The organism is Burkholderia sp. BCC1644 (assembly GCF_902833225.1).
Classification (GTDB): domain Bacteria; phylum Pseudomonadota; class Gammaproteobacteria; order Burkholderiales; family Burkholderiaceae; genus Burkholderia.
The window spans coordinates 416,792-443,010 of the sequence record NZ_CADFEI010000002.1; the positions used below are offsets into that span (position 1 = coordinate 416,792).

Below are 26,219 nucleotides of genomic sequence, written 5' to 3' on the forward strand. Positions count from 1 at the left end.
TCCATGACCATTACCGTGCTTCAAGGCGGCAACGTGCTCGACCTCGAACGAGGCGTGTTGCTCGAACATCATCATGTCGTGATCGAAGGCGAACGGATCGTCGAAGTCACCGATCGGCCGGTGGATTTTCCGAATGCGCAGGTGATCGATGTACGCGGCAAGACCGTGATGCCGGGGTTCATCGATTGCCATGTGCATGTGCTGGCTTCGAATGCGAACCTTGGTGCGAATGCAACGCAGCCGAATATTCTCGCGGCCATTCGGTCGCTGCCGATTCTCGATGCGATGTTGTCGCGCGGGTTTACCAGCGTGCGGGATGCAGGGGGAGCGGATTGGAGTTTGATGCAGGCGGTCGAGACGGGGCTGGTTTCAGGGCCGCGGATTTTTCCGTCGGGGAAAGCGTTGTCGCAGACCGGCGGGCATGGGGATTTTCGGCCTCGTGGCGATTTGCTGGAGCCCTGCTCTTGTTGCTTTCGGACGGGGGCGATTGCGCGGGTCGTTGACGGTGTCGAAGGCGTGCGGCTCGCCGTGCGTGAGGAGATTCAGAAAGGCGCGACGCAGATCAAGATCATGGCTTCGGGTGGGGTCGCTTCGCCGACTGATCCGATTGCGAACACGCAGTATTCGGAGGATGAGATTCGGGCGATCGTCGAAGAGGCCGAAGCTGCGAATACTTATGTGATGGCGCATGCGTATACGGGGCGAGCGATCGCGCGGGCGGTGCGATGCGGCGTGCGGACGATCGAGCACGGGAATCTCGTGGACGAAGCGGCCGCGAAGATCATGCATGAGCATGGGGCGTTTGTCGTGCCGACGCTCGTGACTTATGACGCGCTTGCCAAACATGGCGCGGAGTTCGGGATGCCCGCGGACTCCGTCGCGAAAGTGGCTTCCGTGCAGCAGAAAGGTCGCGAGTCGCTTGAGATCTATGCGAAGGCCGGCGTGAAGATGGGGTTCGGGTCGGATCTGCTCGGCGAGATGCATGCGTTTCAGTCGGGTGAATTTCGGATTCGGGCGGAAGTGCTCGGGAATCTGGAAGCGCTCAGGTCAGCGACGACGGTGGCGGCGGAGATTGTGAATATGCAGGGGCTGCTTGGGGTGGTTGCGGTGGGAGCGATCGCCGACCTCGTCGTGCTGGATGGGAATCCGCTCGAGGATATTGGGGTGGTGGCCGATGAAGGTACGCGGGTCGAGTATGTGTTGCAGCGGGGAGCGATTGTGAAGCGGCGTGACAGCGGGCGTTGATGTGGAGTCGTGCGGCTATTTCGGCAGGCGCAGTGCGGCCTCACGGGCCTTGAAGTCGTGACAGTTGTTGAAGGTGGCAGTGGGTGTGGGGCGCGGCGTTTGCGGCGATGGCCAGGGCGGTATCGCCCCGGCGGTCACTCGCGTTCGGGAAACGCCTGCGCTTCACTCGCTAGAGCTGCATCAAGCAGCTCTTGCAGGCGCTATAGCGACGACGGCTCCCAATCAGGATCGTGGTACGGCTGCTCTCGCAGAGCCAACTGGCTGTAGTCCGGCGTGATCGTGATCGTCCGGGTAACGTCGTTGACGTTGAGATACACGCGGTCGCCGGGCTTGAAGCCGAAGATCTTGAAATTGATATCGATCGCCTTCATCCACGGCAGGTACGGCCAGCCACGCTTGGGAAGATCCGGGTAGTTGCGCAGGACCAGTTCGAACGTCTTTTTCATGTTGACCGGTTTGTTCTTCCGGCGACGTGGCTTAGTATTGGCGTCAGCCATTTTCAACTCCTAGGGTGAGTTGTTGGTGGTCAGCGGGTCGTATGGGTTGCCGCCCATGCGGCCCGCGCTTCTTTAATGCCTCGGGTTTCCCCTTCTTTCTCCCCCTCTCGCTGTGTCTTGTTGGGCAAGACCGCTTTCTTTCGACCATCGGTGCGGAGGGGGACGTGGTCAACTTCCGATGGTGAGAAGCAAGGCTTCATGACCAGTGTAGTCGCGCTGGCATCTCAGAAATGGGGAATTGAGGGGGATTGGCCGTTAGATATAGGGAGACGGATGCTGTGAATTGGCCCCGAAACGCTCCAGAGTGTTCGTCGAATCGCTAAAGCCATTCGACCGAGGAAAATACAACTGACTGTTGCCGCCCCGTTTCCGTCACTCGGTGTGTTGAATCGTCAGAGGCCGTTCAGCAACGTTGTACGGTCATTGGATGCTGCGCGATCAGGAAAGTGTGCAAGCGCGGCGGTACGACCATCGAGCTACGTGCATGGAAGCTGCGATGTAGCTAATGTTGCGCAAGATCGCATGTTTTGAGTTCTGCCCGACACGCGTTGTCCTCGGGACATGCTACGATCCGCTCAAACTATGCTCCGTCAAGCATCTTCAACTGCCGGCATCCCATGAAACTACAATCTATCAGCTACAGCGAGTGGGAGAACAACCCCCAAGAGTGGAGCATCAACGACCTTACATTCGGCGATCGAAATCTGCTTGTTGGCCGCAATGCATCGGGAAAATCGAGGTCATTGGCGATCATTGGTTCCCTTGCAGGAAATCTGACTGGCTCGAGTCCACCTGCTCAATCGGGAAGCTATAGGTGTGTTTTTGACAATGAAGGCGAAACATATCTCTATGAAGTGGCCTACCACGAAGGTGCCGTCGTTCGTGAGAGGGTTGAGATAGGCGGCAGAGAGCTATTGTCGCGAGGACCCACGGGGATAGGCAAGATTATCGCGGAAAGAGTCAATAGCAATACGCCTATCGACTTCCAAACCCCAACCAATACATTTGCCGCTTTTGCCCGACGCGACTCAGTTCAGCACAGTTTCCTTGATCCTCTGGCCTCTTGGGCGGACTCACTTCGCTTCTATCACTTTGCCGGCAACCTCGGCAAGGGGCTTCTAACTCATTTTGTGCCGGGCACGCCAGCCCCTAGCGATCGCGATGAGCACGCCGTCGTTCCGCTATTCAGACAGGCTGAAAGAGAGTTCCCGGAGGATTTCGCGGAAGTAATGAAGAGCGACCTTAGAGCGCTCGATTATCCGGTCGACTATATAACCACGGGGACGCCGATTACCCTTCGCGTCAACGTTGTTGCGGCGCCACCAGGTATTCCGAGCGCCCAAATGCCTCCATCATTCCTGTGTTTGCAGGTAAAAGAATCAGGCTTAGAGGCGATAACGGACCAATACAGCATGTCGGACGGCATGTTTCGAGTCGTTGCTCTTTTGATCCACGTCAATCTGGCTCTATTACGGGGATCGGCGACAACAATCCTGATCGATGACATCGGCGAAGGTCTCGATTTTGAGCGTTCGATCGCTTTGATTCAACTGCTTCGCGACAAGGCTAGCGAATCAAATATTCAGTTGATAATGACAACAAACGACCGATTCGTGATGAACAAAGTCCCATTAGATGAGTGGACTGTTTTGCATAGACGAGGGCAGGAGGTGATCGTGAGAAATTACGGCAATTCCAAGGATCACTTTGATAATTTCATGTTCACCGGCCTCAGCAACTTCTCGTTTTTCGAAATGAATGTAAGTGATCTCGCCACTTACGATTCGAACGATGACGAAGAATACGACGAGGATGACGATGCGTAGGATCGCGTTTTTTGTCGAAGGAAAGACGGAACGCCTGTTCGTCACGCGTCTTCTAAAGGAGGCGGCCAATGAAGGTCAGCTTCTTATTGACGAAAAAACAGCGAGAGGGGGTGGCAAGACCGGGAAGCCGCTTATTTACACACAAATAAGCGCGACTCGTGCCACCACCAACGAGAAGTACTACGCACTTATAGTCGATTGCGGTAGCGAAGACAATGTCAAGGTCCGGCTCCATGGCGATCATTCGGATCTGACAAACAAAGGCTATGAGCGGATCGTCGGAATACGCGACGTTCGGCCCACATACGACCGCACTTCAGTCGATTTACTTCGAAAGAAGATGCGGGCGGCGATAAACAAACAACTCGCCCCCGTCAGCTTTGTGTTTCCGCTTATGGAAATTGAAGCATGGTTCCTTGCGGAACACTCGCACTTCATTAAAATTGCACCGGAAATTAGTCTGCCTGCGATTCAGCAAGCATTAGGGTTCAATCCAGAAACGGACGACATGTCAGAGCGCGACACGCCCGCGGACGATTTGCACGACTGCTATCAACTAGCCGGATTCGCCTACAAGAAAACGAATGCAATGCGTACCGTGAATGCGTTGGATATGACGTTTATGTGGGCTGACTTAGCCGAGAGAGTCCCGGCACTGCGACACCTAGTCCGCATTGTTAACGATTTTCTTGGATTGCCCCCCCCGCCTCAGGCAACTCTCGCAGACTTGACAGGCGAGGTTCAATAAGCGACGCGCTTGGCATCGGCCAACGGAGATCGGATGGCTATTCCCTCGGTGCGGAGGCCGTCCGAATCTTTGTTGGCATACGAGTTGCGACCAAAACGCCCAATGCCAACACTGGGCGGCTCATCTAGCGCCGCGCCAATCATGGCTCACTTGCTTAAGCCACACGCTTAACTCACGCGTCCGATTACGTGTTCTGTCGATTTCGCAAGTCAGTAGATCAAGATTACGATCCGCGCCTGCCTCGTTTATCAGATACCAAGCGGTACACTCCTTGTCGATAAAACGGACCCATTGCCGCTGAGCCTCGACAAACTTCACCTTAAGTTCCGGATAGTTGACGTACTCGTCACGTGGCCGAGACATCGACTTCAAAACCTTTTGGTAAGTGCGGTTCAATTCGTCGTCGGCTTGCTGCAATTCATCTTGACTACGCTGCAGCAAGCACTCGGGCGCCACGCTATCAGGTGCGCAACTCTCCGCTTGCGCAGCGGTGAACCACGAAAGTGTCATCGCCAGGGCGACGCCGAGCGCTGCGCGACGGGGGCTGGGCGCCAATGCGGCGATGTGCATTCTTGCTCCCATGCCTGTTTTCCTCACTCATATGGCGATCCGAGTAATTCTGGCGTCGGTCGCGGTCGACAGCACCGATTGAAGCACATATTGTCGACTTGCTTTAAGCAAGCGCGACCAACTTTGGAAAAAACGATTGTCAACGAACTACACGACCATGTCGAGTGACTGAAAATCGCCGGCAAGCGACCGCCCGCCGGCGCGATGCCATCAAACATCCATCTGCTCAGAGAGGCCCCAATTCCAAATCGCGAACCACCCCTTACTCATCCACCTTAAAAGCCGACACCAGCTTGGTCAATTCCGCCGCTTGCTGCTTCAAACTCGCCGCCGCCGCCGCGCTTTCCTCAACCAAAGCCGCATTCTGCTGCGTCATCTGATCCAGCGACTGCACCGCATCCCCAATCTGATCGATCCCGGCACTCTGCTCCAGGCTCGCCTCTGCGATCTCGCTCATCATCGCGCTCACGCCTTGAACCTGCGACACAACATCACTCATCACCTTCCCCGCCTCACTCACCAACCGCGACCCGGTATTCACCGTCCCCGCGCTATGCTCAATCAACGCCTTGATCTCCTTCGCCGCCTGCGCGCTACGCTGCGCCAGATTCCGCACTTCCGAAGCGACAACAGCAAACCCCCGCCCCTGCTCCCCCGCCCTTGCCGCCTCCACCGCCGCATTCAACGCCAGAATATTCGTCTGAAACGAAATACTGTCGATCATCACGATGATCTCGGAGATTCGCTGCGACGCGTCGCTGATCTGCTCCATCGTCGTCACGACCTCGCCCACCACCTGCCCGCCGCGCGCCGCCGTATCCGATGCGCCGTTGATCATCTTCGCGGCCGTCGTCGCCGTCTCGGTGTTGTTGCGCACCACGGCCGTGATCTCTTCCATCGACGAAGCCGTCCGCTCCAGGTTGCTCGACTGCCCTTCAGTCCGCTCACTCAGATCCGCATTCCCCGAAGCAATCTGCGCCGACCCGGTCGCAATCGACGCCGAAGCCGCGCGAATCCGGTGAACCAGCGTCGACAGCGACGACACGAACCGGTTGAACGCATCCGACAACTGCCCGATCTCGTCCTGGCTCTCGACCGTCATCCGGCGCGTCAAATCACCCTGACCGCTGGCGATCTCCGACAGCAGCGTCGCCGCGCGGCGGATCGGCGCGGCGATCGCGCGGCCCACCAGCCAGATCACGAGCAGCGCGACCCCGAGGCCCACCACTGCCGCAACCAGCGCCGCGCTGCGAATAGCGCTCGTCACCGGCCCGAGCAATTCAGCCTGCGGCACCTCGACAACAACATACGCATTCAACTCCGGAATGAACGAAGTCGCGATGAAGCGCGCGCCGCCGTCGCCCTCGTAGCTCAGGTACGCATACGGCTTGCCGGCGAGCAGCGTCGACGACGCATCACCCGGCAACCCCGGCTGATCCTTCAGGAAATGCTTGCCGTCGATCAGCGACGTATCGCGATGCATCATGAACGCGCCGTCGGGACGCACGAGATACGCGAACCCGGTCTGGCCGATCCGGTACGCAGAGATACCCTTCGCGAGCGCATCGACGGACAGGCTCATGCTCGCCGCGCCGATCGGCACGCCGTCGAGTTCCACGCGGCTGTTGATGAACATCATGTAGCCGCCGACGGTCACCTCGCGGTCCATGTTCACGTCGAACGCCTTGCCCGACGACAGGAAGCTGGTCAGCCACTGATCCTTGTCAGTGACCTTTCGTTGCAGGCCGGCTTCGTTGTAGTAGTTGCCGCTCTTCACCGACACCCACTGCACGGACGCGGCCTTCTGCTCGTCCTTCACGTTCTTCGCGAGCTGGATCCAGTTGCGCGTGCCGGCATCGGGTTCGCCGTCTGCTTCCCACTGCAGCAGGAACGCATCGCGCGCGAGGATGCGCGACGCGGCGATCGGGCCAGCCATCTGGCGCTGCACGTCGGCACGGATGCCGTTCACGGCGGTCGGCAGTTCTTCGCGGACGACGCGATCGCGCACCGCGTTGCCGATCAGGCGGACACTGAGTCCGCTCGAAATCGCGACGAACACGAGCAGACAACTCGTCATGCTGAGAATCAGCTTGTTCTGAATGGAAAGCTTGCGCCAGAGATGCATGGGGAACCCTCGATAACCGCTCGGTCTGAGCCAGTTTGGGTTATCGGCATGCACGCGCAGAACCGCATCGCTGATTTCAGATACCAGACATGCGAGATTCTTTATGTTGGTGACAGGCGGGCATATGCGGCCGCCTATAGATGTTGGAACAACGGAAATACAACGCCGATCAGTATGCAACGAAGATCGTGACACGCCGGTTTCGCGCCCTTGAAGCCGCGTCGTCGCCCGCCACGAGCGGCTGCGTATCGGCCCGCCCGATCGCCGCCAGGCGATGCGGTGCAACACCGCGCTCGGTCAGATAGCGCACGACACTCCCCGCACGCGCCGACGACAGTTCCCAGTTCGATTCGTATTTGGCGTTCGCGATCGGCACGTTGTCCGTGTGGCCTTCGACGAGGATGTCGCCAGTCGCGTGCTCGCTCAGTGCCTGCGCAATCTGATTCAGCACCGGCGATGAATCGGGCAGCAAGCGCGCATCGCCGACATTGAACAGGATCTTCGCGTCGATGCCGATCTCGACGCCGTGCGGCGCCTTCACCAGCGAAATCCGGCCATTCGACTTCAACGAATCGAGCAACGCGATCCACGGCGGCGCATGGTCGGGCGTAGCGGCATCGGCAGCACTCGGAGCACCACCGGCCTGCCGCGCAAGCGTCTGGTATCGCGCATCGAGCGCGTTGTATTTCGCGAGCTGCAGCACGTACAGCGCGAGAAACAGCACCATCAGTGTCGTGATGAGATCCGCGTACGAAATCAGCCAGCGTCCGGACTGCGAGCCTTCGAGTTCGTCATCGTCGCGATCGGCAGCGGATGCGCCGTCAGTTCGAGCTGTCATGCGGTCGAGAATCCCGGTTCGTCATACGGCGCTGGCGCCTGAACAAGCACACGCCCATCATGCAAGCGATTCCGCTGCACGCCCGCGCACATCGCCGGTCAGGCGCGTTTCGATCGTATGCGGCGACTCCTTGCGCGAAATCGCGAGCAAGCCGTCGAGATACAGCTTGCGGAATCGCATCTCGCTGTCGATCTGCGCGCGCAGCTTGCCGTACAGCGGCAGGAACACGAGGTTCGCAAACGCAAGCCCGTACAGCGTCGCGACGAACGCCACCGCGATGCCCGGCCCGAGCTGCGCGGGTTCGAGAATATGGCTCGTCACCTGCACGAGCCCGAGCACCGAGCCGAGAATGCCGAACGTCGGCGCATAGCCGCCGGCCTGCTGCCACACGCGCACGGCCGCCAGGCGGCTGCGCTCGTACGCATCGAGTTCGCGCTGCAACGCGTCCTCGAGCACGGCGGTCGACACGCCGTTCGCCAGCAGTTCGAGCCCGCGGCGCGCGAAAGGATGGATGCCGCTCACGTCCATCGATTCGAACGCGAGCAGCCCGTCGACTTTCGCGCGATCGCCCCATTCGAGCAGGTCGGACAGGTTCTTGCGATCGACCTCGCGCGCCCGCACGAACGCGAGCCGCAACTGCTTCACCGCGTCGAAGAAACGCGCCCATGTGTTCTGGATCATCACCGCGCCGAGCGTGCCGCCGAGCACGATCACGAGCGCCTCGAACTGGAACAGCATCGAGAAATGCCCGCCTTCCAGCGCGAAACCGAACACGATCGCCGCGCCGCCGAGCACCACACCGGCCAGGGTCAACAGATCCATATGCCTCTCCGTTTCACGCATCCGACGACGACGTCGACGCCACCGGCGCCACGCCCGCCGCAGGCGCCTTCGCGGCGCGCACGGCATCGAGCACACGCTGCTCGATCTCCTCGACCTCGATCGGATCGAGCTTGATCTCGCGGCGCATCACCCACGACACCTCGTTGCGCCGCGCCTCGGTCATCACGGAAAACAGCTTGTCGGCCACCGCGCGATCGTCGAGGTTCGCGATCAGCTTCGCGAGATCGTACGTGTCGAACGCGCTGATCACGTCGAACAGCGTGCGCTGGTCGACCCACACGAGATCCTCCAGCGCGCGCACGTCGCCGCCGCGACGCCCGTTGCGGCGCGAAAAGTACGCCACGCCCTTCTGCTCGACGTAACTGAGCACCTTCGATTTGCGGAACGCGAACACTTCGTCGGCGATCTCGCCGTTCGACAGCTTGTTGAGCAGCAGCGTCTTGTCGACGCCGATCAGCGATTCGAGATCGGCCAGTTCAATGAGTTCGAGTTCGCTGTTGATCGACAGGTCGAGATCGTGATCGGCCACCTGCTGCGCGCGATCGATCACGCGGGCGGCGTCGAAGGTGACGACCTGGCGCGCATCCGACGAAGCCGCATAGTCGGTTGCGCCACCGGCAGCGTCGGCCTGCGCGGCTTCGATCGAGACGAGATTGAGCTTCTCCATGCGCCGCAGCATCGCGAGCACGTGCGGGCGCGAGTGGCCGGCAATCGCACGGCATTTGCGGATCACTTCGGCGAGCGGCACCGAGGTTTCAGCCGCATGGGCCTGCATCGGCCGGCGCGCCCACGAGTCGCTGGTTTCCCGCGCATCGGCGTTCGCCATCAGCGCCAGCAGATGCGCATACGACAGCACGCCCGGCATGAAGTCCGCATGCGTGTAGGTCGCGAGCTGGTCGTCCTTGCGCTTCACGCGGCGTATCATCGTCCGCACGATATGGCGCAGCAGCGCGGACACACGCTCGATTTCGTCATCGAGCATGCCGGCCGGCACGACAGTGAGCTGACAGAACGACAGCGCCTTCGCGGTATGCGCACGTGGCTCAGCCGCGAGCAACGCCGATTCGCCGAAGAACTCGCCGCGGCCGAGCGTCGCGACGATGACGCGCTTGTCGTCGCATCGCGTGGACAGCTCGACCTTGCCGTCGGTAATCAGAAAGATGACGGGCTCGCCGGCGAAGCCCTCGGAATAAATGATTTCCCCGGGCGCCGCCGTACGCGTCCACGATTGCTGACGATTCAAGTCGATTCCCCTGCTGCGCTGGTTATTGCGGACTGCGCGTCGCACGTCGAAAGCATGCGATCACGAGTCATCCCCGTGACTCGTTTACGTCAGCGGGCTCAACATCCTTTAGGGAATTCATCCTCGTTTCGAACCGAAATCAAGGTAAAACGTTTGCGAGTTGCGCAAACGCATCGAACGTTCGTTTCGCCCCTTGCGCATGTAGTGAAATTGAAAGCGCGCGGCGGTCGCGTGCGTCAGAACTCCATGTCGAGTTCGTCGATGTCTTCATGCTCGGCCTTCGCCGCTTCGATCCACTCCGCGACGAACGGATGCGCGAGCACGCGCATGCAGTATTCGGCGACGTCCGGTTCGAGCTTCACGTCGTAAGTCAGGAAGCGCGTGACGACCGGCGCGTACATCGCATCGGCGATACCGATCTCCGCGCCGAACAACCAGGGCCCGCCGTATGCGGCCAGGCACTCGCGCCAGATCGTGACGATCCGCTGGATGTCGTGCTGCGCGCGCGACCAGATCCGGAAGCCGGGGAAATGCGCGCGCAGGTTCATCGGCAGCGCGGATCGCAATGCGCTGAAACCGGAATGCATCTCGCCGCAGATCGACCGGCAATGCGCGCGCGCATGCCGGTCGTCGGGCAGCAGCCGCGCCTGGGGCCGGATCTCGTTCAGGTATTCGGCGATCGCGAGCGTGTCCCACACCGTGCTGCCGTCGTGCGTCAGGCACGGCACGAGGATCGACGGCGACAGCAGCAGCAATTCCGCGCGCGATGCGGCATCGATCGGCACGCTGACCGTCTCGAACGCGAGCCCGCTCAGCTTCGCGAGCAGCCAGCCGCGCATCGACCACGACGAGTAATTGCGGCTGCTGATGGTCAGCGTCGTCTGTCCGGTGGATTCCATGTCGCTCCCTTGCTGATTGCCGTTCGTGCCCCTGCACCGAAAACGGACGCATCGCGCCGTTATCCGCACCACGCCTGTGCGGCCCATTCGCCGAACTGGCGCAGCGCGGCACCGTGGCGCGGCACGCATCGCACGCGAGGCCGGCGCGGCGGCGCATCGCCTTCGCCCATCCGTCGTCACGTACCGCTTGCGCCGCCGCGTTCCCGAACCGCGTGCAACGCGCGTGCCAGCCGCACGCTGGCACACGGCTTGCCTCGTTCCCTGCAACGCGGCGCAACGAGCGACGGTCATGAACCTGCTTGCCTATCCGTTTTATCAATGGTCTGCCGAATGCCTGCGCCCGGCGCGTGCATGGGCGGCCGCCACGCGCGCGACGATGTCGCTGTGGCCACCCGCGACGTCGACGCCCACCGGCCGCATGCTCGACGCGCTGTGCGAGCTGCTCGAATGCTGCGCGTTCTCGCACCGGCGTCCGCCGTTCGGGATCGAGTCGATCGTGGTCGACGGCGAAACGGTGCCGATCGTCGAGGAAGCGGCGGCCGTCACGCCGTTCGCGACGCTGCTGCATTTCCGCAAGGCGCGGCCGGTCGCGCGCCAGCCGCGCGTGCTGATCGTCGCGCCGATGTCCGGGCACTTCGCGACGCTGCTGCGCGGCACGGTGCACACGATGCTGGCCGATCACGACGTGTACATCACCGACTGGCACAACCCGCGCGACATCCCGCTGACCGCCGGGCGCTTCGGCTTCGACGAATACGTTGCGCACGTGATCGACTTCATCCACCAGATCGGCCCGGACGCGCACGTGCTCGCGATCTGCCAGCCGACCGTCGCCGCGCTCGCGGCGGTCGCGCTGATGGCGGCCGGCGGCGATCCGGCGCAGCCGGCGAGCCTGACGCTGATGGCCGGCCCGATCGATTGCCGCGTGAATCCGACCAAGGTCAACGCGCTCGCGACGAGCCAGCCGATCGAATGGTTCGCGCGCAACCTGATCAGCGTCGTGCCGGCGGGCTTCGCCGGCGCGCAGCGATGCGTGTATCCGGGCTTCGTGCAGGTGGGCGCGTTCATGTCGATGAACCCGGACCGGCACGCGGCATCGTTCGCCAATCTGTACTACGAGCGCGCGAAAGGCGATCCCGCGAAAGCCGACACGCTGCGACACTTCTACGACGAATATTTCGCGACGGCCGACCTCACCGCGGAGTTCTATCTGGAAACGGTCGAGAAGGTGTTCCAGCAATACGCGCTCGCGCGCGGCGAACTGACGGTCGGCGACCGGCTCGTCGAACCGGCGGCGATTCATCGCACCGCGCTGTTGACGATCGAAGGCGAGAAAGACGATATCTGCGCGGTGGGCCAGACGGTGGCCGCGCAGGAACTGTGTTCGGGGTTACCGCCGTATCTGAAGACGCACCACGTACAGACGGGTGCGGGGCACTACGGCGTATTCAACGGCAGCCGGTGGGAAACGCAGATCTATCCGATCGTGCGGGCGACGATCCATGACAACGAGCCGTACGATCGCACCGCGGCTGCGGACGGCGACACGAGCGGCACCCACTACGTGACGCTGCGCGCCCTGCTCGATGCGCGCACCACCGGGAGCGATGCGGCGACGGAAACACGATCGAATCACGCGCACTGAACGCGGGTGACGATACAAATGAATCGCCCCGCCGGAGAGGCGGGGCGACGTGTGCTGCAACGTCCGGACGACGCGCGAGCGCATGCACTCGCGCGCCGGCCCTGTGCGTTACGAGCAAGCCTTGCCGTGCGACGCGTGGTAGCCCTTCGCCTTCGCGTCGGCTTCCGACATGTAGCTGCCGTGCTTCGTCTTGCCGTAGTACTTGTCGGTCGAGCAGTGATAGACCTTCGTGCTGTCGTTCGCCCACACCTTGCCTCCACCGCCGCCCGGCGCGGCTGCCGTCGTCGCGGCGGCGCTCTTCGCGGGAGCGGCGCCCGATGCCGGCGCAGCGGAAGCCGCCATGGCCGGCGCCGCGGCCGGTGCGCTCGCCGCAGCGGCGGCCGATGCGCCGTACCACGTCTTCACGCCCTTGTGGCCGGCACATGCGCCCTTCTTCGACGCGCCCGAGTAGAACGAGCCGTCCTTGCACAGACCGGTCGTGCCGGCCGGCGCGCTGGCCGGAACCTGGGCGAACGCACCGATCGACACACCCATGCCGGCGACCAGCGCGGCGATCAACATCGTCTTTTTCATAGTCCTCTCCTGATTTGCCTGAATGATGAAAGCGTCCGGGACATCCCCGGGAATACCCACGGTTACCGCACCCAGCGGCACACGCGATGGTGGTGATGATCGAAATGGCACACGCGGTGCGAATGCGCTTCGGCCAGTGCCGGTACGAGCACGGCGCAAGCCAGTGCGGTTGCCGTCAGGATCTTCGCGATGCGGTTCATGGTGAGACTCTCCCGGATAGGTCAGCCGGTGATCCGGCTGGTACCTCCTTAACGCCGGCCGTCGACAGGCCGTGCACCGCCCATCCGTGCAATTGACGATCTTTGACATCGCATCGCCAATCGGCGGCCGAAGCTGACGAATGTCTTTCTTTTCTTTCCGGATCTTCAGCTTCCCGACCCTTCGGAATTCGAAGAAACGCGTTGAAGCGAAGGAAGCAGGTCGTGGGTGTCGGCGGATCAACAAAAAACCGCCCGAAGGCGGTTTGTCGAATGCGTGCGCAGAAGCGCGTGAAGGCTACGCGCCCGCCTCGCCCCACGGCGTCGGCGGCGGCACCGCGCACGGCCCGTCGACGTCGATCGACTTGAAATCGGCGGGCCCGACGATTTCCAGATACTCCATGTCCGGCGAGTAGTCGAACAGGTAGTGGACGATCCCCGGCGCCTGATGCACGCAGTCGCCGGCGGCCACCAGCGTCTCCTGTTCGCCGTACATGAAGCGCGCCCAGCCCTTCAGCATGATCACGATATGGAACTCGGCCTCGTGACGGTGCCAGCCGGTGCCCGCCACCGGTGCATGATTTGCCCTGACGAGTTGCGCGACGACCTTGCCGTTCGTCGCGGCCGCGATGCCGAGATCGCGATACAGGAAGAAGTCGCGCAGGCCTTCGCCGCGATACGCGGTGTCCTGCGGCCTGACGTGGGAAAAGGACGTGGTGGTCGGTGTGCTCATCGTCGTGCTCCTTCATCGAAAGGATCACGCGTGACAAGCATTTAGCGTTCCAGTTTGCAGCCGCGCGAAACCGCGCGCGTCACCGCTTGCGCCGCTTGCCGGTCAGCAGCGTCTGCGCGATCACCGCGAGCAGCAGGAACGCGCCGCTCGCGAGGTTCTGGTAGTACGGGCTCAACGTGCCGACCTGGTTGATCACGTTCTCGATCACGCCGAGCAGCAGCACGCCCGCGAGCGGCCCGAACAGCGTGCCGACGCCGCCCGTCAGCAGCACGCCGCCGATCACCGCCGCCGCGATCGACTGCAGCTCGTAGCTGTTGCCGGCGCCCGGCAACCCCGAATCGAGCCGCGACGCGAGCAACGCGCCGGCGAGCCCCGCGAGCGCCCCGCTCAACCCGTACGTGACGACCTTGAGCCCTTCGACGTTCACGCCGAGCATGCGCGCGGCTTCCTCGTTGCCGCCGATCGCGAACACGCCCGCGCCGTAGCGCGTGTGATTCAGCACGAACGCGGCGACGAGATACGCGACGAGCACGATCCACACGAGATTGCCGATCCCGAACAGCGAGCCGTTCGCGATCGTCGCGAAGAACCCGGGGTTCGCGATCAGCATGTCCTGGCTCGCGAGCACGAGCGACAGCCCTTTCAACCCGAGCAACGCGGCAAGCGTGACGATGAACGGCGCCATCCGCGCCCGCGCGATCAGCCAGCCGTTCATGAGCCCGACGATCAACCCGACGCAAACGGGGGCCGCCAGCGCAGCACCCCATCCGTACGGCGCCGCATACGCGGCGATCACGGTGCCGAGCCCGACGAGCGAGCCGACCGACAGGTCGAACCCGCCGAGGATGATCACGAAGCTCTGCCCGATCGTGATCAGCGCGACGAACGCGGCGGCCGCGACGATGTCGAGCAGGTTCGGCGCACTCAGGAAATGCGGAAATACGCGGCCGGCGATCAGGCACACGAGCACGAGGATCGCGATCGCGCCGCGCGCCTGCACGAGACGAACGATCTGCGCGCGGCGGGCGCGGCCGGCGTCATGCGCGGTATGCGTGGAAATCGGCGCGGTCGACATGTCAGGCTCCCGAGCGCTGCAGGTACAGCGCGCCGAGGATGAACGCGGCCTTCAGGATCTGCGCATACGTGAAGCTGATGTTGTTCATGATGAAGCTGGCATCGAGCAGTTGCAGCAGCAGCACGCCGAACACGGTACCGACGATCGATACGCGCCCGCCGGACAGCGGCGTGCCGCCGATCACCGACGCGGCGATCGCATCGAGTTCGAAATTCACGCCGACGTAGTTCGGATCGCCCGCGCCGAGCCGCGCCGTGGCGAACAGGCCGGCAAGCCCGGCCAGCGCACCGCTCGCCGCATACACCGCGAGCAGCGTGCGGCGCACGGGCACACCGGCGAGATGCGCGGCATCGCGGCTCGCGCCGACGAGGATCGTGTAGCGCCCGAAGGTCGTGTTGCGCACGACGAAGAACACGACGGCCGCGCACACGAGCGCGATCAGCATCACGACCGGCAGCCCGAGGAACGTGCCGATACCGATGAAATCGAACGCATCGGAAGGCGGCAGGCTCACGCGCGAACCGCCGAGCAACGCCTGCGCAAGCCCGCGCGCGGCAACCAGCAATGCAAGGCCGGAAATCAGCGGATCGATGCCGAGCCGCGCGACGAGCCCGCCGTTGAACAGGCCGACCGCCAGCCCGATCGCGATCGCCGCCGCGAATGCCGCGCCGGCGCCATACGGCAAGCACACGGCGATGATCGCGCTCGACAGCGCCATCACCGAGCCGACCGACAGGTCGATCCCGCGCGTCGCGATCGCCAGGTTCTGCCCGAGCGCGATCAGCACGATCGGCGCAGCCTGGAACAGCAAACTGCGTGCGGCAAGCGGATTCGAGAAACCGGGCGTGACGATCAGGTTGAAGACGGCAAGCGCGACGAACGCGAGATACACGCTGTGGTCGCGCGCCTGAGCGAACAGCGAGCGACGCGACGTTCGGCGTGCTTCGTCCGGTTCGCTCATCAGGTTGGCAAGGTTCACGCTTTCCTCATCCTCCAATCGATATCCGGCGCGCTAGGCCTGGTTCGCGAGCAGCGCGGTCACGTCGTCGGGGCTCGCGCCGCGCGTCGACAGCTCGCCGCTCGTCGCGCCTTCATGCAGGATCACGAGCCGGTCGGCCAGTTCGAGCAGTTCTTCCATTTCCGAGGACGTCGCGACGACCGCGAGCCCTTCATCGGCGAGCCGTTTGACGAGATCGTGCACTTCCGCCTTCGCGCCGACGTCAATGCCGCGCGTCGGATCGTCGAGCAGCAGCACCGACGGTTCGGTCGACAGGCAGCGCGCGATCAGCGCCTTCTGCTGGTTGCCGCCGGACAGCGTCGAGATCGGCGCGCCCGCATGCGACGTCTTGATGCCCAGCTCGCGGATGTAGCGCTCGACGAGCGCCTCCTGTTTGCGCACGGAGATGAAACCGAAGCGCGCGATGCGCGGCAGCACGCAGACGACGATGTTCTCGCGCACCGACAGCTTCGAGAAAATGCCTTCCGAGCGGCGATCTTCCGACAGGAATGCGAGCCCCGCGCGAATCGCCCGCGCCGGGTCCGCACCGTCGAGCGCATGGCCGCCGACGCGCACCGCGCCGCCATCCGGCGGCTGCGCGCCGAACACGGCCTTGAACGTTTCGGTACGGCCCGCGCCGAGCAGGCCCGCGAGCCCGACGATTTCCTTCGGCGCGACGCGGAACGACACGTCGCGCAAGCGCGTGCCCCAGCGCAACCCGTCGACGGCGAGCGCCGGTGCCTGCGCCGTATCGGCGGCGGCCGCTTCGGCCTGTTCGCGCGGGCCATGCGCGCCGACTTCGCGGCCGAGCATCGCCGAAATCAGCGCCATGCGCGGCAGCCGGTCAGGCGTATCGCTGCGCACCACCGCGCCGTCGCGCAGCACGGTGAGCCGGTCGCACATCCGGTAGCACTCGGACAGACGATGGCTCACGAGCACGATCGCAATGCCGGTCGCACGCAACTGGCCGACGACACCGAACAGCACTTCCACTTCCGCACCGCTCAACGCGGACGTCGGCTCGTCGAGAATCAGCACGCGCGCGCCGAGCGACACGCCGCGCGCGATCGACACCATCTGCTGCTGGCCGAGCCCGAGCGACCCGACCTTGTCGGCCGGATCGACGTCGAGCCCGTAGCGCTCGACGATCTCGCGCGTACGCGCCAGCATCTCGCGGCGATCGATCCACGGGCCGAAGCGGCGCGGCTCGTGACCGAGGAAGATGTTCTCGGCCACGCTGCGCTCGGGGATCAAGTTGATTTCCTGGTAGACCGCGCAGATGCCCGCGCGCTGCGCGGCACGCGGGCTGTCGAACGACACCGGCGCGCCGTCGACGCGGATCTCGCCCGCATCGGGCTGGTGGAAGCCGGTGAGGATCTTGATCAGCGTCGACTTGCCGGCGCCGTTCTCGCCCATCAGCCCGTGCACCTCGCCCGCCCGCAGCGTCAGCGACACGCCGTTGAGCGCGCGCACGACGCCGAACGTCTTGCCGACGCCGCGCGTCTCGAGCACGACGGGTTTGCCGCCGGCGCCCTCGTCGGCGCCGGGTGCGGCGGGAAGCATTGCGTCCATCGCGCGCCTCGCGTTCGCGTGTGAGCCGTTGCCGCTCGTTTGCCGGCCGGTCAGTAGACGAGGTTCGCTTCGAGCGAATGCTTCGCGTTCGCCTTGTCGTACAGCGCGTCGTCCATGATCTGCTTCTGCGCGACCGGCTTGCCGGCGAACCACGCTTCGAGCGACTTGAACGCGAGCGGGCCGAAGCGCGGGTTCGTCTCGACGCTCGCGGCGGTCGAGCCGTTCGCGATCGCGGTGACGAAATCCTTCGTGCCGTCGATCGACACGACCGTCACGCCGCGCTGCTTGCCGGCCTGCCGCAGCGCGGTCATCGCGCCGAGCGCCATCGTGTCGGCCTGCGCGTAGACGGCAGTCACGTCCGGGTGCGCGAGCAGCACCTGCTCCATCACCTTCTGCGCTTCGGTGGCCGACCAGTTGGCAGTCTGCGACGCGACGATTTTCATGTTCGGGAATTTTTTCAGGCCGTCGGCGAAACCGTCGGTGCGCTGGCTCTCGACGGTATTGCCGTAGCCGCCCTGGATCTCGACGATCGTGGCTTTGCCGCCGGTCGCATCGGCGAGCGCCTGCGCGGCGCGCTGCCCTTGCCGGAAGAAGTCGGAACCGAGGAACGTGATGAAATCCTGGCACGGCGTGCCGGCCGTCTGGCGGTCGATCGTGACGACGGGGATGCCCTTCGCGCGCGCCTGCGCGAGCGCGGGCTGCAGGCCGGTCGAATCGTTCGGCGCGACGATCAGCGCCTGCGCGCCCTGGTTGATCATGCTTTCGATATCGGCGACCTGCTTCGCCTGGTTCGCGTTCGCATTCGTATACAGCAGCCGCTTGACGCCGGCCGCCTTCGCGGCCGCACGCACCGACGCGGTTTCGGTCGCGCGGAACGGGTTCTGCTCGTTTTCCGACTGCGAGAAGCCGACCACCAGATCGGTCAGCTTCACGCTGCCCGGCTTCGGATTCGTGCAGGTCTGCGCGGAGCTCGACCCGACCTTCTGCGCATTGTCCTGCGCCTGCGCGATCGCGACGCATCCGAGCGTCACACCCATCGTCACCACGATACGTTGCAGCTTTGCACGGCTCGGCATCATCGTCTCCAAGTGTTGTGATCGGCCCGCACGCCGTGGCACACACGGTCGGCTTCGGCGTCACGAATTAATATTATTACTCGATATTATCGCCTGCCCGACTCGGGATAATCCCGTACCGCCGGGCCCCCTCGCTCAGATCGGGCCAGGCGTCCAGCGCAGCGTCGCTTCCAGCGACTCGCCGGGCGCCAGCACGCAGCCGCCGACCGGCGCGGCGCGGTCGCGCGCGCCCACGTTGAAGCAGTCGGTCGTGTTCGTCACGGGCTCGACGCACAGCGCATCGGCGCCGGCGGGCGCGAACACGACGAGCTGGTCGAACGGCTGCTGCGCGGACAACACGACCTGGCAGCCGCGCTCCGGCCAGATCACCGCGGCCTCGCGCGCCCAGCCCACGAAATTGTTGTCGAGATCGAATGCATCGACCCGCAGCCCGTCGCGCAGTGCATCGACGGCCGGATGCTTGCCGACGCGGGTCGGCAGCACGTCGTCGTCGATGTGCCACATCGCGTCCACGTGCGCCCTGACGAGCGTGCGCGACGTCCTGACGTAATACGGATGGTGGCCCATGCCGAACGGCATCGGCAGCGCGTCGAGATTGCGCGCGAACAGCGTGATCGACAGGCTGCCGCCATCCAGCCGGATCGTCTGGCGCGCCTCGTAGCGGAACGGCCAGTCGCCCTGCCGGCGGGGATCGGGCCGGTGCTCTAAGTGCAGTTCGACCGAGGTGGCGTCCTGTCGTCCGACCTGCCACGGCCGGCTCCAGCCGTGGCCGTGCAGCGCATGCCGGAACGCATCGTGCGGGCCCGACAGGTCGATCGTGCGGCCGTCGAATTCGAATTTCGCGTCGCGGATGCGATTGCAATAGGGGAACAGCGGGAAACTTGCCATGCCGAGCGGGTCGCCGCTCGCAAGCGCCTCGCCGGTGGCGGGCCGGAACCAGTGCCGCTGGCGGTCGCGCTCGTACTCGTAGTAGGCGGCGATCGAGCCGCCGACCTGCGGCGCGACACACACGCGGGCCGTGGCGCTGGTCAATTCGATCAGGTTGGCGCTGCGCGGTATTTCCATCGGCATCATCGATCATCCCCGGACGCGAGACTGACGACCCCGCCGGCCGGCATACGGCACCGGCCGCGGGCATGTGCGGCAAAGAATGGCACGGCGCGGCACGCATGGTCAATAATATTTGTTGATATTATTATCTAACCGTCGACGCATCCGGCAAAGCACGCGTAAAGCTTGATTGCCGGCCCGATTGGCCGATGTTACCGTCGGGTCAGATTGATCCGACCCGCTGTTCATTACCGATTTTATTTGTCCATCCTGCCGAGGCCGGACCGCGCCCCTACCGTGAAACGCTCTACTCAACGTCGCCCCACGATGACCGACATCGCCAAGCTTGCCGGCGTGTCGCAATCCACCGTCTCCCTCGTGCTGAACAACGCGGCGGGCACCAAATTCTCGGACACCACGCGCGAGAAGGTGCTGAAGACCGCGCACGAGCTCGGCTACCGCTTCCTGCCGCGCGAAGTGGCGATGACGCACGACGGCGAGCGCGACCTGATCGTCTATCTCGCCGACGAAATCTCGACGAGCCCGCACCCCGTCGTCAACATCGACGGCGCGCGCGACGCGGCCTATGCGAACGGCAAGCTGCTCGCCGTGTACTCGACGCACGGCAACGTCGACATCGAGCGCCAGGTGCTCGATTCGGTGCTCGCGATGCCGAACCTGCTCGGCGTCGTCTATGCAACCGTCTATACGCGCAAGGTCACGCTGCCGTCCGAACTGCTGCGCGTGCCGGCCGTACTGCTCAACTGCTATACGACGGACAGCGGGCTGTCGTCGATCGTGCCGGCCGAAGTCGCGGGCGGGCATGCGGCGACCGAATACCTGCTGCGCGCGGGCCACCGGCGCATCGGCTACGTCAACGGCGAGCCGTGGCAGGACGCCGCCAAGGATCGCCTGAAGGGCTATCGCACCGCGCTCGCGACGGCCGACATCCCGTTCGCGCCGGAACTCGTGCGCGACGGCGACTGGGGCTCCGATACGGGCTTCGAGCAGACGCTGTCGCTGCTGCGCGAGCCGCACCCGCCCACCGCGATCTTCTGCGCGAACGACCTGATGGCGATCGGTGCGATCGAGGCCGTCAAGCATCTCGGGATGCGCGTGCCCGACGACGTGTCGGTGCTCGGCTACGACGACCAGGAAATCGCGCGGCACACGCACCCGCCGCTGTCGACGATCGTGCTGCCGAACTACGAGCTCGGCCGCTGGGCCGTCGAGATCCTGTTGCAGGAAGAGCAGAACCGCGCGGTCGGGATGCCCGTGCGCCGCCGCGCGATCAAGCTCGACGGGCCGCTGGTCGAGCGCGGATCGGTGCGCACCGTCGAGACGGCCGCGCAATCGGCCAGCGCGTAAGCACCCGCCTGCCTTCCCGCTGAATTCCACACGGCGCGGCGCATGCGCCGCCCGCTCCCCTTGCCGCGCGCATCCCGCGCCGCCCTTCCCGTCCCGCTTGCCCGTGGCCGCCGCCTGCTTCAGGGTAAACACCATCGCTAAATTATTAGTAATAATTTAAAAGCATTTCTATACTTGCGTCGGCATCGGGCAGAACCCCGAGCCACGACACGGCAACACGACGAGACGGTGACCGGAAGCGAATGCGCGCGAACCCGCCGCGCTGCCCGCTCCGCCCGTCCGCACCTCACACGCCTACCGTTCCGCGACACGTCCTGTCCGGCACGGCTTCATCCGCATCGAGTCACCAGTCGTCCGCTTCTCCTCATTCATCCGGAGTCCAGAATGACTATCACGTCTCGTCTCAAGCCCGCCGCGCTGGCGGTCGTCGTACTGCTCGCGTCCTGCGGCGGCGATGATTCGTCCGCCCCGTCCGCATCGGCACTCGCGGCGCGCGCGTCCGTCGACGCCGCGTCGAGCGACAGCGCCGCCGCCGCGAATGCAGCTGCATCCGGCGATTTCATGAATGCCGGGCACGGCGGCCCGTCGCACTTCCCGAACCAGCTCGTCACGCTCGGCCTGCCGGGGCCGACGCCCGCGCTGCGCGTGTCGTCGCGCGGCGTGCCGCCCTACGCACCGCCGGCGCCGCCGGCCGCGACCGGCACGCAAACGCTGACGCTCGCCGACTTCGATACGTACGGCCCGGCCTGGACGAGCGGCGGGACGAACACGATCCAGATCGACGGCACGAGCACGGACGGCGCGAAGCTCGTCACGAACGCACAGCACCCGGCGTACGGTCACGCATCGTACGAAGCGGACGTCACGATCGGCGCACCGGCGCCCGGCGCAAATACCGCGAATGCGGGCTTCATCGTGCACGTGACGAACCCGGCAGTCGGCACCGACGCGCTGACGGGCTACTACATCGGGCTCGACGCGGTGCGGCACGTGGTGCAGGTCGGCCGCGAGCAGAACAACTGGACCGACTTCATCGACTATCCGGCGCCCGCGATCGTGCCGGGCAGCACGCATCACCTGAAGGTCGTCACGCGCAACAACGCAATCGACGTTGATGTCGACGGCACGCAGGTGATCAGCATCAACGACGCGACGAGCGGCCTGACGACCGCGCTGCGCGCGGGTGCGTTCGGGCTGCGCCGCTTCGGCGCGAGCGTCGCATTCAGCAACGTGACGGTGAACCGCTATCCGGACGTCGCGCCGGCAACCTACGACTTCTCGCGCGTGGTCGGCGCGGTGTACAACCCGTGGAACGCCGTCAACGCGATCGACTTCTGGCAGAACTACGATCCGGCGATCGTCGACCGCGAGCTCGATTACGCACAAACGTACGGGATGAACACGATCACCGTGTACCTGCACTACCTGAACTGGGTCAACGACCGCGACGCGTTCCTCGCGAAGTTCGACAGCCTGCTCGAGATCGCCGCGCGTCATGGCCTGAAGGTCGCGCCGATCTTCTACGACGATTGCTGGCACGTCGATCCCGCCTACGGCCCGCAGCCCGCGCCGATCTTCGGCGTGCACAACAGCCGCTGGGTGCAGTCGCCCGGGCAGTCGGTCGAGCAGCAGTACCTGCAGCCGATCGCGGCCGGCGGGTCGACGACGTACAAGCAGGACCTGCAGCACTACATCGCCGATTTCGTGTCCGCGCACCGCAACGACCCGCGCATCCTGTACTGGGAACCGATGAACGAGCCCGGCTGCAGCGGCAACGGCGCGTTGCAGCCGACGCGCGCGCTGATGATGAACGACGCGCGCATCGCGATCCGGAATGCGGGCGCGACACAGCCGATCAATTCGCCGAACGTGCAGGAACCGGAAGGCGACTACTTCTCAGACTTCCACGCGTTCCACCCGTACGCGATCAATGCGACGACGCCCGACTACGCGCTGCCGCCGAGCCTGCTCGACAGCCTGAATTCGGAAACGCTGCAGCGCGGCTGGCCGGGCGGCCAGGCAGGACAGACGATGGCCGGCATCGCGTCGACCTACGGCGGCAAGACCGGCTTCCTCGTGTGGGAACTGATGATCGGCCGCACGAACACGCGTTTCCACTGGGGGCAGACGGCATCCGCGCCGGCGACCGTCGAGCCGGCGACGCCGTTCCAGGGCACGCTCTACCCCGACGGCCATCCGTGGAGCACGGCCGAGGTGCAGGCGCTCGCGAGCGCATTCAGCTCGCGGCTGCGCGTGCTCAATGCGACGTACTACAACGACACGACGTTCACGACGCCGGTGTTCTCGTCGATCACGCCGCTGGTCGACTTCGACCTGAACACCGAGCGCGGCACCGATTCGCCCGATGCGTCGAAAGGAATGAATGCGACGAACTATGCGATCCGCTGGACCGGCGCGCTCGATATTCCGCAGGCCGACAACTACACGTTCAGCGTGACGAGCGACAACGTCGCGCGCGTGTGGATCGACGGGCGCAAGGTGATCGACAAGGAACAGCCGGGGCTCGCGACCGCGAAGGGCCGCATCCACCTCGCGCAGAAGCGGAACGTGCCGATCCGCGTGGAGTACGTGCATGCGAGCGGGCCGGCCAGCATGCATCTGCAATGGTCGAGCCCGGGTGCGGGCCGCGACAATCTCGTGCGGGTCGCGCAGCGGCCTTTGACGGACGCGCTCGCGCAATAGCAGGCCGCATTCGCGTCAACGCCCGTGAAGCCGCAACGGCATCACGGGCGCCGACGCCAAACCCGCGCGAAGTTACTTCAACCGCCCCGACAGGAACTGCCCGAGCCGTTCGCTCTTCGGATTCACGAGAATCTCCTGCGGATTCCCTTCCTCCTCGATCTTCCCCTGATGCAGGAAGATCACGTGATTCGACACGTTGCGCGCGAAGCCCATCTCGTGCGTGACGACGACCATCGTGCGGCCTTCCTCGGCGAGCTTCTGCATCACCTTCAGCACTTCGCCCACCAGTTCGGGATCGAGTGCGGACGTCGGCTCGTCGAACAGCATCACTTCCGGCTCCATCGCGAGCGCGCGTGCGATCGCGACACGCTGCTGCTGGCCGCCCGACAGGTGCGACGGATACATGCCTTCGACGCGCGACGCGAGGCCGACCTTCTCCAGATACTTGCGCGCCCGTGCGATCGCTTCATCCTTGCCGATCCCGAGCACCGCCATGGGCGCCTCGATCACGTTCTCGAGCACCGTCATGTGCGCCCACAGGTTGAAGTGCTGGAACACCATCGACAGCTTCGTGCGCATCCGCTGCAGCTGCTTCTGGTCGGCCACGCGCAGCGAGCCGTTGCGGTCGCGCGTGGTCTGGATCGGCTCGCTGCCGATCGTGATCTGCCCCGAGCACGGCTGCTCGAGGAAGTTGATGCAGCGCAGGAACGTGCTCTTGCCGGAGCCGCTCGAGCCGATGATGCTGATCACGTCGCCGGCCTTCGCCTTCATCGACACGCCCTTCAACACCTCGTTGTCGCCGAATTTCTTGTGCAGGTTGTCAACGGTAAGCTTGTACATGCTGGGTCCTTCCTTGCGAATCTTGCGAATGCGTTAATGGCCGCGCGGCGAGAGGTACGCGAGCCAGCGCGTCTCGAGCTTGCGGAACGCCCAGATGAGCGTGAACACGACGACGGCGTACAGCACGGCGGCAATGCCGTAGGCCTGGAACGACATGTACGTCGCCGAGTTGACGTCGCGCGTGACCTTCAGGATGTCGGGCACGGTCGCGGTGAACGCGAGCGTCGTCGCGTGCAGCATCAGGATCACTTCGTTGCTGTAGCTCGGCAGCGAGCGGCGCAGCGCGGAAGGCAGGATGATGCGCGTATAGAGCTTGAAGCGCGACATCCCGTAGGCCATGCCGGCCTCGATCTCGCCGGCCGACGTCGACTTGATCGCGCCCGCGAAGATCTCCGTCGCATACGCGCATTCGTTCAGCACGAACGCGAGCAGCGTGCAATTCATCGCGTTGCGGAAGAACGTGTCGAGCAGCACGTGGTTGTGCACGACCTGCAGGCTGTAGATGCCCGTGTAGCACATCAGCAGCTGCACGTAGAGCGGGGTGCCGCGGAACACGTACGTGTAGAGCCACACGGGGCCCGAGATCCAGCGGTTCGACGATGCGCGTGCGATCGCGAGCGGCACGGCGAGCGCGAAACCGAGCGCGATCGACACCACCAGCAACCACAGCGTGATCGCGAGGCCGCTGAAGCGGTAGCCGTCGGTATAGAGATAGCTTTGCCAGTACTGGCTGACGAGTTCGATCACAGTGCGAGCCTCCGGACACCGACGGAATAACGCTTCTCGAGGTGATGCAGCACGAGGTTGGACACCGTCGTGATCGCGAGGTAGATCGCGCCCGCAGCCAGCGTGAAGAAGAAGAAATCGAGCGTGCTCTTGCCCGCGTCCTGCGATGCCTTGACGACGTCGGCGAGGCCGATGATCGACACCAGCGCGGTGGCCTTCACGAGCACCTGCCAGTTGTTGCCGATGCCGGGCAGCGCGAAGCGCATCATCTGCGGGAACAGGATGCGGCGGAACACGCGCCAGCCGCTCATGCCGTACGCGAAGCCGGCTTCGAGCTGGCCGCGCGGCACCGAGAGGAACGCGCCGCGGAACGTCTCGGTGAAGTACGCGCCGTAGATGAAACCGAGCGTGATGACGCCGGCCACGAACGGGTCGATGTCGATCTGGTCCCAGCCGAGCATGTCGGTGAAGTTGTTCAGCAGGATCTGGATCCCGTAGAACAGCAGCAACATCAGCACGAGGTCCGGCACCGCGCGGATCAGCGTCGTGTAGAAGGTGCCGATCGACTTGAGCACACGGTTCGTCGACAGCTTGGCGCTCGCGCCGATGAGGCCCAGCACGAGCGACGCGGCGAGCGACAGCACCGCGAGCTTCACGGTCTCGACCGTACCGGCCCACAGCAGCGGGCCAAATCCTTGGAAGATCATATGAGGGATCCAGAACGAGGTGGCTGGATTGTCAATAGCCATTAGCCGCGCATCAAACGATATCTGCGCACTACCTGATGCAGGCTGCTCATCAAGTCGAACGCATCACGCGAAGCGGGTTGC

At 64.1% G+C, this 26,219-nt stretch carries 24 protein-coding genes; 6 read left to right on the forward strand and 18 right to left on the reverse strand.

Going from position 1 to position 26,219, the window contains the following annotated elements; translation table 11 throughout:
- The first annotated feature begins 3 nt into the window (after window positions 1–3).
- Window positions 4–1,245, forward strand: coding sequence for an amidohydrolase family protein (locus tag HWX87_RS05215; RefSeq protein ID WP_176046102.1), 1,242 nt, complete (start codon window positions 4–6; stop codon window positions 1,243–1,245).
- Window positions 1,246–1,445: 200 nt separating this feature from the next.
- On the opposite strand, the gene HWX87_RS05220 is transcribed toward HWX87_RS05215, so the two are convergent.
- Window positions 1,446–1,742: a hypothetical protein gene (locus HWX87_RS05220; RefSeq protein WP_176046103.1), complete on the reverse strand. Its 297-nt coding sequence runs from the start codon at window positions 1,740–1,742 to the stop codon at window positions 1,446–1,448.
- A 617-nt stretch (window positions 1,743–2,359) separates the two neighbouring features.
- On the opposite strand from HWX87_RS05220, the gene HWX87_RS05225 reads away from it, so the two are divergent.
- Together HWX87_RS05225 and HWX87_RS05230 are read left to right on the forward strand one after the other, a co-directional pair.
- Window positions 2,360–3,568 (forward strand): AAA family ATPase, encoded by a 1,209-nt coding sequence (locus HWX87_RS05225; RefSeq protein WP_176046104.1) that lies wholly within the window; start codon window positions 2,360–2,362, stop codon window positions 3,566–3,568.
- Complete coding sequence (locus HWX87_RS05230; protein ID WP_176046105.1) at window positions 3,534–4,316, forward strand: DUF4276 family protein; 783 nt, start codon at window positions 3,534–3,536, stop codon at window positions 4,314–4,316. The genes HWX87_RS05225 and HWX87_RS05230 overlap by 35 nt, the downstream gene beginning before the upstream one ends.
- A 120-nt stretch (window positions 4,317–4,436) precedes the next feature.
- Here HWX87_RS05230 and HWX87_RS05235 read toward each other — a convergent pair whose 3' ends face one another.
- The 6 genes from HWX87_RS05235 to HWX87_RS05260 all read right to left on the reverse strand — a co-directional run bounded on the left by HWX87_RS05235 (window position 4,437) and on the right by HWX87_RS05260 (window position 10,834).
- Window positions 4,437–4,898, reverse strand: coding sequence for a lysozyme inhibitor LprI family protein (locus HWX87_RS05235; RefSeq protein ID WP_176046106.1), 462 nt, complete (start codon window positions 4,896–4,898; stop codon window positions 4,437–4,439).
- Window positions 4,899–5,148: 250 nt separating this feature from the next.
- Window positions 5,149–7,011 (reverse strand): methyl-accepting chemotaxis protein, encoded by a 1,863-nt coding sequence (locus HWX87_RS05240; RefSeq protein WP_176046107.1) that lies wholly within the window; start codon window positions 7,009–7,011, stop codon window positions 5,149–5,151.
- 169 nt (window positions 7,012–7,180) lie between these two features.
- Window positions 7,181–7,849, reverse strand: coding sequence for an OmpA family protein (locus HWX87_RS05245; protein WP_176046108.1), 669 nt, complete (start codon window positions 7,847–7,849; stop codon window positions 7,181–7,183).
- Between the two features lie 57 nt (window positions 7,850–7,906).
- Complete coding sequence (locus HWX87_RS05250; RefSeq protein WP_059237425.1) at window positions 7,907–8,671, reverse strand: flagellar motor protein; 765 nt, start codon at window positions 8,669–8,671, stop codon at window positions 7,907–7,909.
- A 13-nt stretch (window positions 8,672–8,684) separates the two neighbouring features.
- A complete protein-coding gene (locus HWX87_RS05255) occupies window positions 8,685–9,935 on the reverse strand; it encodes a cyclic nucleotide-binding domain-containing protein (protein ID WP_176046109.1) in 1,251 nt (416 codons plus the stop codon).
- A gap of 236 nt (window positions 9,936–10,171) precedes the next feature.
- The gene (locus tag HWX87_RS05260) at window positions 10,172–10,834 is read right to left on the reverse strand and encodes a glutathione S-transferase family protein (protein ID WP_059237427.1); all 663 of its coding nucleotides are present in this window, start codon (window positions 10,832–10,834) and stop codon (window positions 10,172–10,174) included.
- A gap of 289 nt (window positions 10,835–11,123) precedes the next feature.
- Between HWX87_RS05260 and phaZ the strand changes: the two genes are divergently transcribed.
- The gene (gene phaZ / locus HWX87_RS05265; RefSeq protein WP_176046110.1) at window positions 11,124–12,479 is read left to right on the forward strand and encodes a polyhydroxyalkanoate depolymerase; all 1,356 of its coding nucleotides are present in this window, start codon (window positions 11,124–11,126) and stop codon (window positions 12,477–12,479) included.
- Between the two features lie 108 nt (window positions 12,480–12,587).
- On the opposite strand, the gene HWX87_RS05270 is transcribed toward phaZ, so the two are convergent.
- From HWX87_RS05270 to HWX87_RS05305, 8 genes are all read right to left on the reverse strand, one after another.
- A complete protein-coding gene (locus tag HWX87_RS05270) occupies window positions 12,588–13,052 on the reverse strand; it encodes a hypothetical protein (RefSeq protein ID WP_176046111.1) in 465 nt (154 codons plus the stop codon).
- A gap of 62 nt (window positions 13,053–13,114) precedes the next feature.
- Entirely contained in the window at window positions 13,115–13,252 is a 138-nt protein-coding gene (locus HWX87_RS05275; RefSeq protein ID WP_006488624.1) for an HHHH-motif protein, read from the reverse strand.
- 295 nt (window positions 13,253–13,547) lie between these two features.
- A complete protein-coding gene (locus HWX87_RS05280) occupies window positions 13,548–13,982 on the reverse strand; it encodes a cupin domain-containing protein (protein WP_176046112.1) in 435 nt (144 codons plus the stop codon).
- Between the two features lie 79 nt (window positions 13,983–14,061).
- On the reverse strand, window positions 14,062–15,057 hold the full coding sequence (locus HWX87_RS05285; protein ID WP_176046113.1) for an ABC transporter permease: 996 nt from the start codon (window positions 15,055–15,057) through the stop codon (window positions 14,062–14,064).
- 1 nt (window position 15,058) lies between these two features.
- Entirely contained in the window at window positions 15,059–16,036 is a 978-nt protein-coding gene (locus HWX87_RS05290) for an ABC transporter permease (protein ID WP_176046114.1), read from the reverse strand.
- A 33-nt stretch (window positions 16,037–16,069) separates the two neighbouring features.
- A complete protein-coding gene (locus HWX87_RS05295; RefSeq protein ID WP_176046115.1) occupies window positions 16,070–17,626 on the reverse strand; it encodes a sugar ABC transporter ATP-binding protein in 1,557 nt (518 codons plus the stop codon).
- A gap of 50 nt (window positions 17,627–17,676) precedes the next feature.
- Window positions 17,677–18,705, reverse strand: a complete 1,029-nt coding sequence (locus HWX87_RS05300; protein ID WP_176046116.1) for an ABC transporter substrate-binding protein — start codon at window positions 18,703–18,705, stop codon at window positions 17,677–17,679.
- A gap of 132 nt (window positions 18,706–18,837) precedes the next feature.
- Entirely contained in the window at window positions 18,838–19,773 is a 936-nt protein-coding gene (locus HWX87_RS05305) for an aldose 1-epimerase (protein ID WP_176046351.1), read from the reverse strand.
- A gap of 306 nt (window positions 19,774–20,079) precedes the next feature.
- Here HWX87_RS05305 and HWX87_RS05310 point away from each other — a divergent pair, with 306 nt between their 5' ends.
- Both HWX87_RS05310 and HWX87_RS05315 read left to right on the forward strand, forming a co-directional pair.
- Window positions 20,080–21,120: a LacI family DNA-binding transcriptional regulator gene (locus HWX87_RS05310; RefSeq protein ID WP_176046117.1), complete on the forward strand. Its 1,041-nt coding sequence runs from the start codon at window positions 20,080–20,082 to the stop codon at window positions 21,118–21,120.
- A gap of 384 nt (window positions 21,121–21,504) precedes the next feature.
- Entirely contained in the window at window positions 21,505–23,823 is a 2,319-nt protein-coding gene (locus HWX87_RS05315; protein ID WP_176046118.1) for a PA14 domain-containing protein, read from the forward strand.
- A gap of 72 nt (window positions 23,824–23,895) precedes the next feature.
- Here HWX87_RS05315 and HWX87_RS05320 read toward each other — a convergent pair whose 3' ends face one another.
- The 3 genes from HWX87_RS05320 to HWX87_RS05330 are packed head-to-tail and all read right to left on the reverse strand — an operon-like array spanning window position 23,896 to window position 26,096.
- Window positions 23,896–24,663, reverse strand: coding sequence for an ATP-binding cassette domain-containing protein (locus HWX87_RS05320; protein ID WP_176046119.1), 768 nt, complete (start codon window positions 24,661–24,663; stop codon window positions 23,896–23,898).
- Window positions 24,664–24,696: 33 nt separating this feature from the next.
- The gene (locus HWX87_RS05325) at window positions 24,697–25,410 is read right to left on the reverse strand and encodes an ABC transporter permease (protein ID WP_014900181.1); all 714 of its coding nucleotides are present in this window, start codon (window positions 25,408–25,410) and stop codon (window positions 24,697–24,699) included.
- The gene (locus HWX87_RS05330) at window positions 25,407–26,096 is read right to left on the reverse strand and encodes an ABC transporter permease (RefSeq protein WP_176046120.1); all 690 of its coding nucleotides are present in this window, start codon (window positions 26,094–26,096) and stop codon (window positions 25,407–25,409) included. The genes HWX87_RS05325 and HWX87_RS05330 overlap by 4 nt, the downstream gene beginning before the upstream one ends.
- Window positions 26,097–26,219: the final 123 nt, after the last annotated feature.

Coding starts and splice junctions, on each gene's coding strand:
- HWX87_RS05215 (WP_176046102.1), top strand. CDS start 4: ATGACCATTACCGTGCTTCAAGGCGGCAACGTGCTCGACCTCGAACGA.
- HWX87_RS05220 (WP_176046103.1), bottom strand. CDS start 1,742: ATGGCTGACGCCAATACTAAGCCACGTCGCCGGAAGAACAAACCGGTC.
- HWX87_RS05225 (WP_176046104.1), top strand. CDS start 2,360: ATGAAACTACAATCTATCAGCTACAGCGAGTGGGAGAACAACCCCCAA.
- HWX87_RS05230 (WP_176046105.1), top strand. CDS start 3,534: ATGACGAAGAATACGACGAGGATGACGATGCGTAGGATCGCGTTTTTT.
- HWX87_RS05235 (WP_176046106.1), bottom strand. CDS start 4,898: ATGGGAGCAAGAATGCACATCGCCGCATTGGCGCCCAGCCCCCGTCGC.
- HWX87_RS05240 (WP_176046107.1), bottom strand. CDS start 7,011: ATGCATCTCTGGCGCAAGCTTTCCATTCAGAACAAGCTGATTCTCAGC.
- HWX87_RS05245 (WP_176046108.1), bottom strand. CDS start 7,849: ATGACAGCTCGAACTGACGGCGCATCCGCTGCCGATCGCGACGATGAC.
- HWX87_RS05250 (WP_059237425.1), bottom strand. CDS start 8,671: ATGGATCTGTTGACCCTGGCCGGTGTGGTGCTCGGCGGCGCGGCGATC.
- HWX87_RS05260 (WP_059237427.1), bottom strand. CDS start 10,834: ATGGAATCCACCGGACAGACGACGCTGACCATCAGCAGCCGCAATTAC.
- phaZ (WP_176046110.1), top strand. CDS start 11,124: ATGAACCTGCTTGCCTATCCGTTTTATCAATGGTCTGCCGAATGCCTG.
- HWX87_RS05270 (WP_176046111.1), bottom strand. CDS start 13,052: ATGAAAAAGACGATGTTGATCGCCGCGCTGGTCGCCGGCATGGGTGTG.
- HWX87_RS05275 (WP_006488624.1), bottom strand. CDS start 13,252: ATGAACCGCATCGCGAAGATCCTGACGGCAACCGCACTGGCTTGCGCC.
- HWX87_RS05280 (WP_176046112.1), bottom strand. CDS start 13,982: ATGAGCACACCGACCACCACGTCCTTTTCCCACGTCAGGCCGCAGGAC.
- HWX87_RS05285 (WP_176046113.1), bottom strand. CDS start 15,057: ATGTCGACCGCGCCGATTTCCACGCATACCGCGCATGACGCCGGCCGC.
- HWX87_RS05295 (WP_176046115.1), bottom strand. CDS start 17,626: ATGGACGCAATGCTTCCCGCCGCACCCGGCGCCGACGAGGGCGCCGGC.
- HWX87_RS05300 (WP_176046116.1), bottom strand. CDS start 18,705: ATGATGCCGAGCCGTGCAAAGCTGCAACGTATCGTGGTGACGATGGGT.
- HWX87_RS05305 (WP_176046351.1), bottom strand. CDS start 19,773: ATGCCGATGGAAATACCGCGCAGCGCCAACCTGATCGAATTGACCAGC.
- HWX87_RS05310 (WP_176046117.1), top strand. CDS start 20,080: ATGACCGACATCGCCAAGCTTGCCGGCGTGTCGCAATCCACCGTCTCC.
- HWX87_RS05315 (WP_176046118.1), top strand. CDS start 21,505: ATGACTATCACGTCTCGTCTCAAGCCCGCCGCGCTGGCGGTCGTCGTA.
- HWX87_RS05320 (WP_176046119.1), bottom strand. CDS start 24,663: ATGTACAAGCTTACCGTTGACAACCTGCACAAGAAATTCGGCGACAAC.
- HWX87_RS05330 (WP_176046120.1), bottom strand. CDS start 26,096: ATGATCTTCCAAGGATTTGGCCCGCTGCTGTGGGCCGGTACGGTCGAG.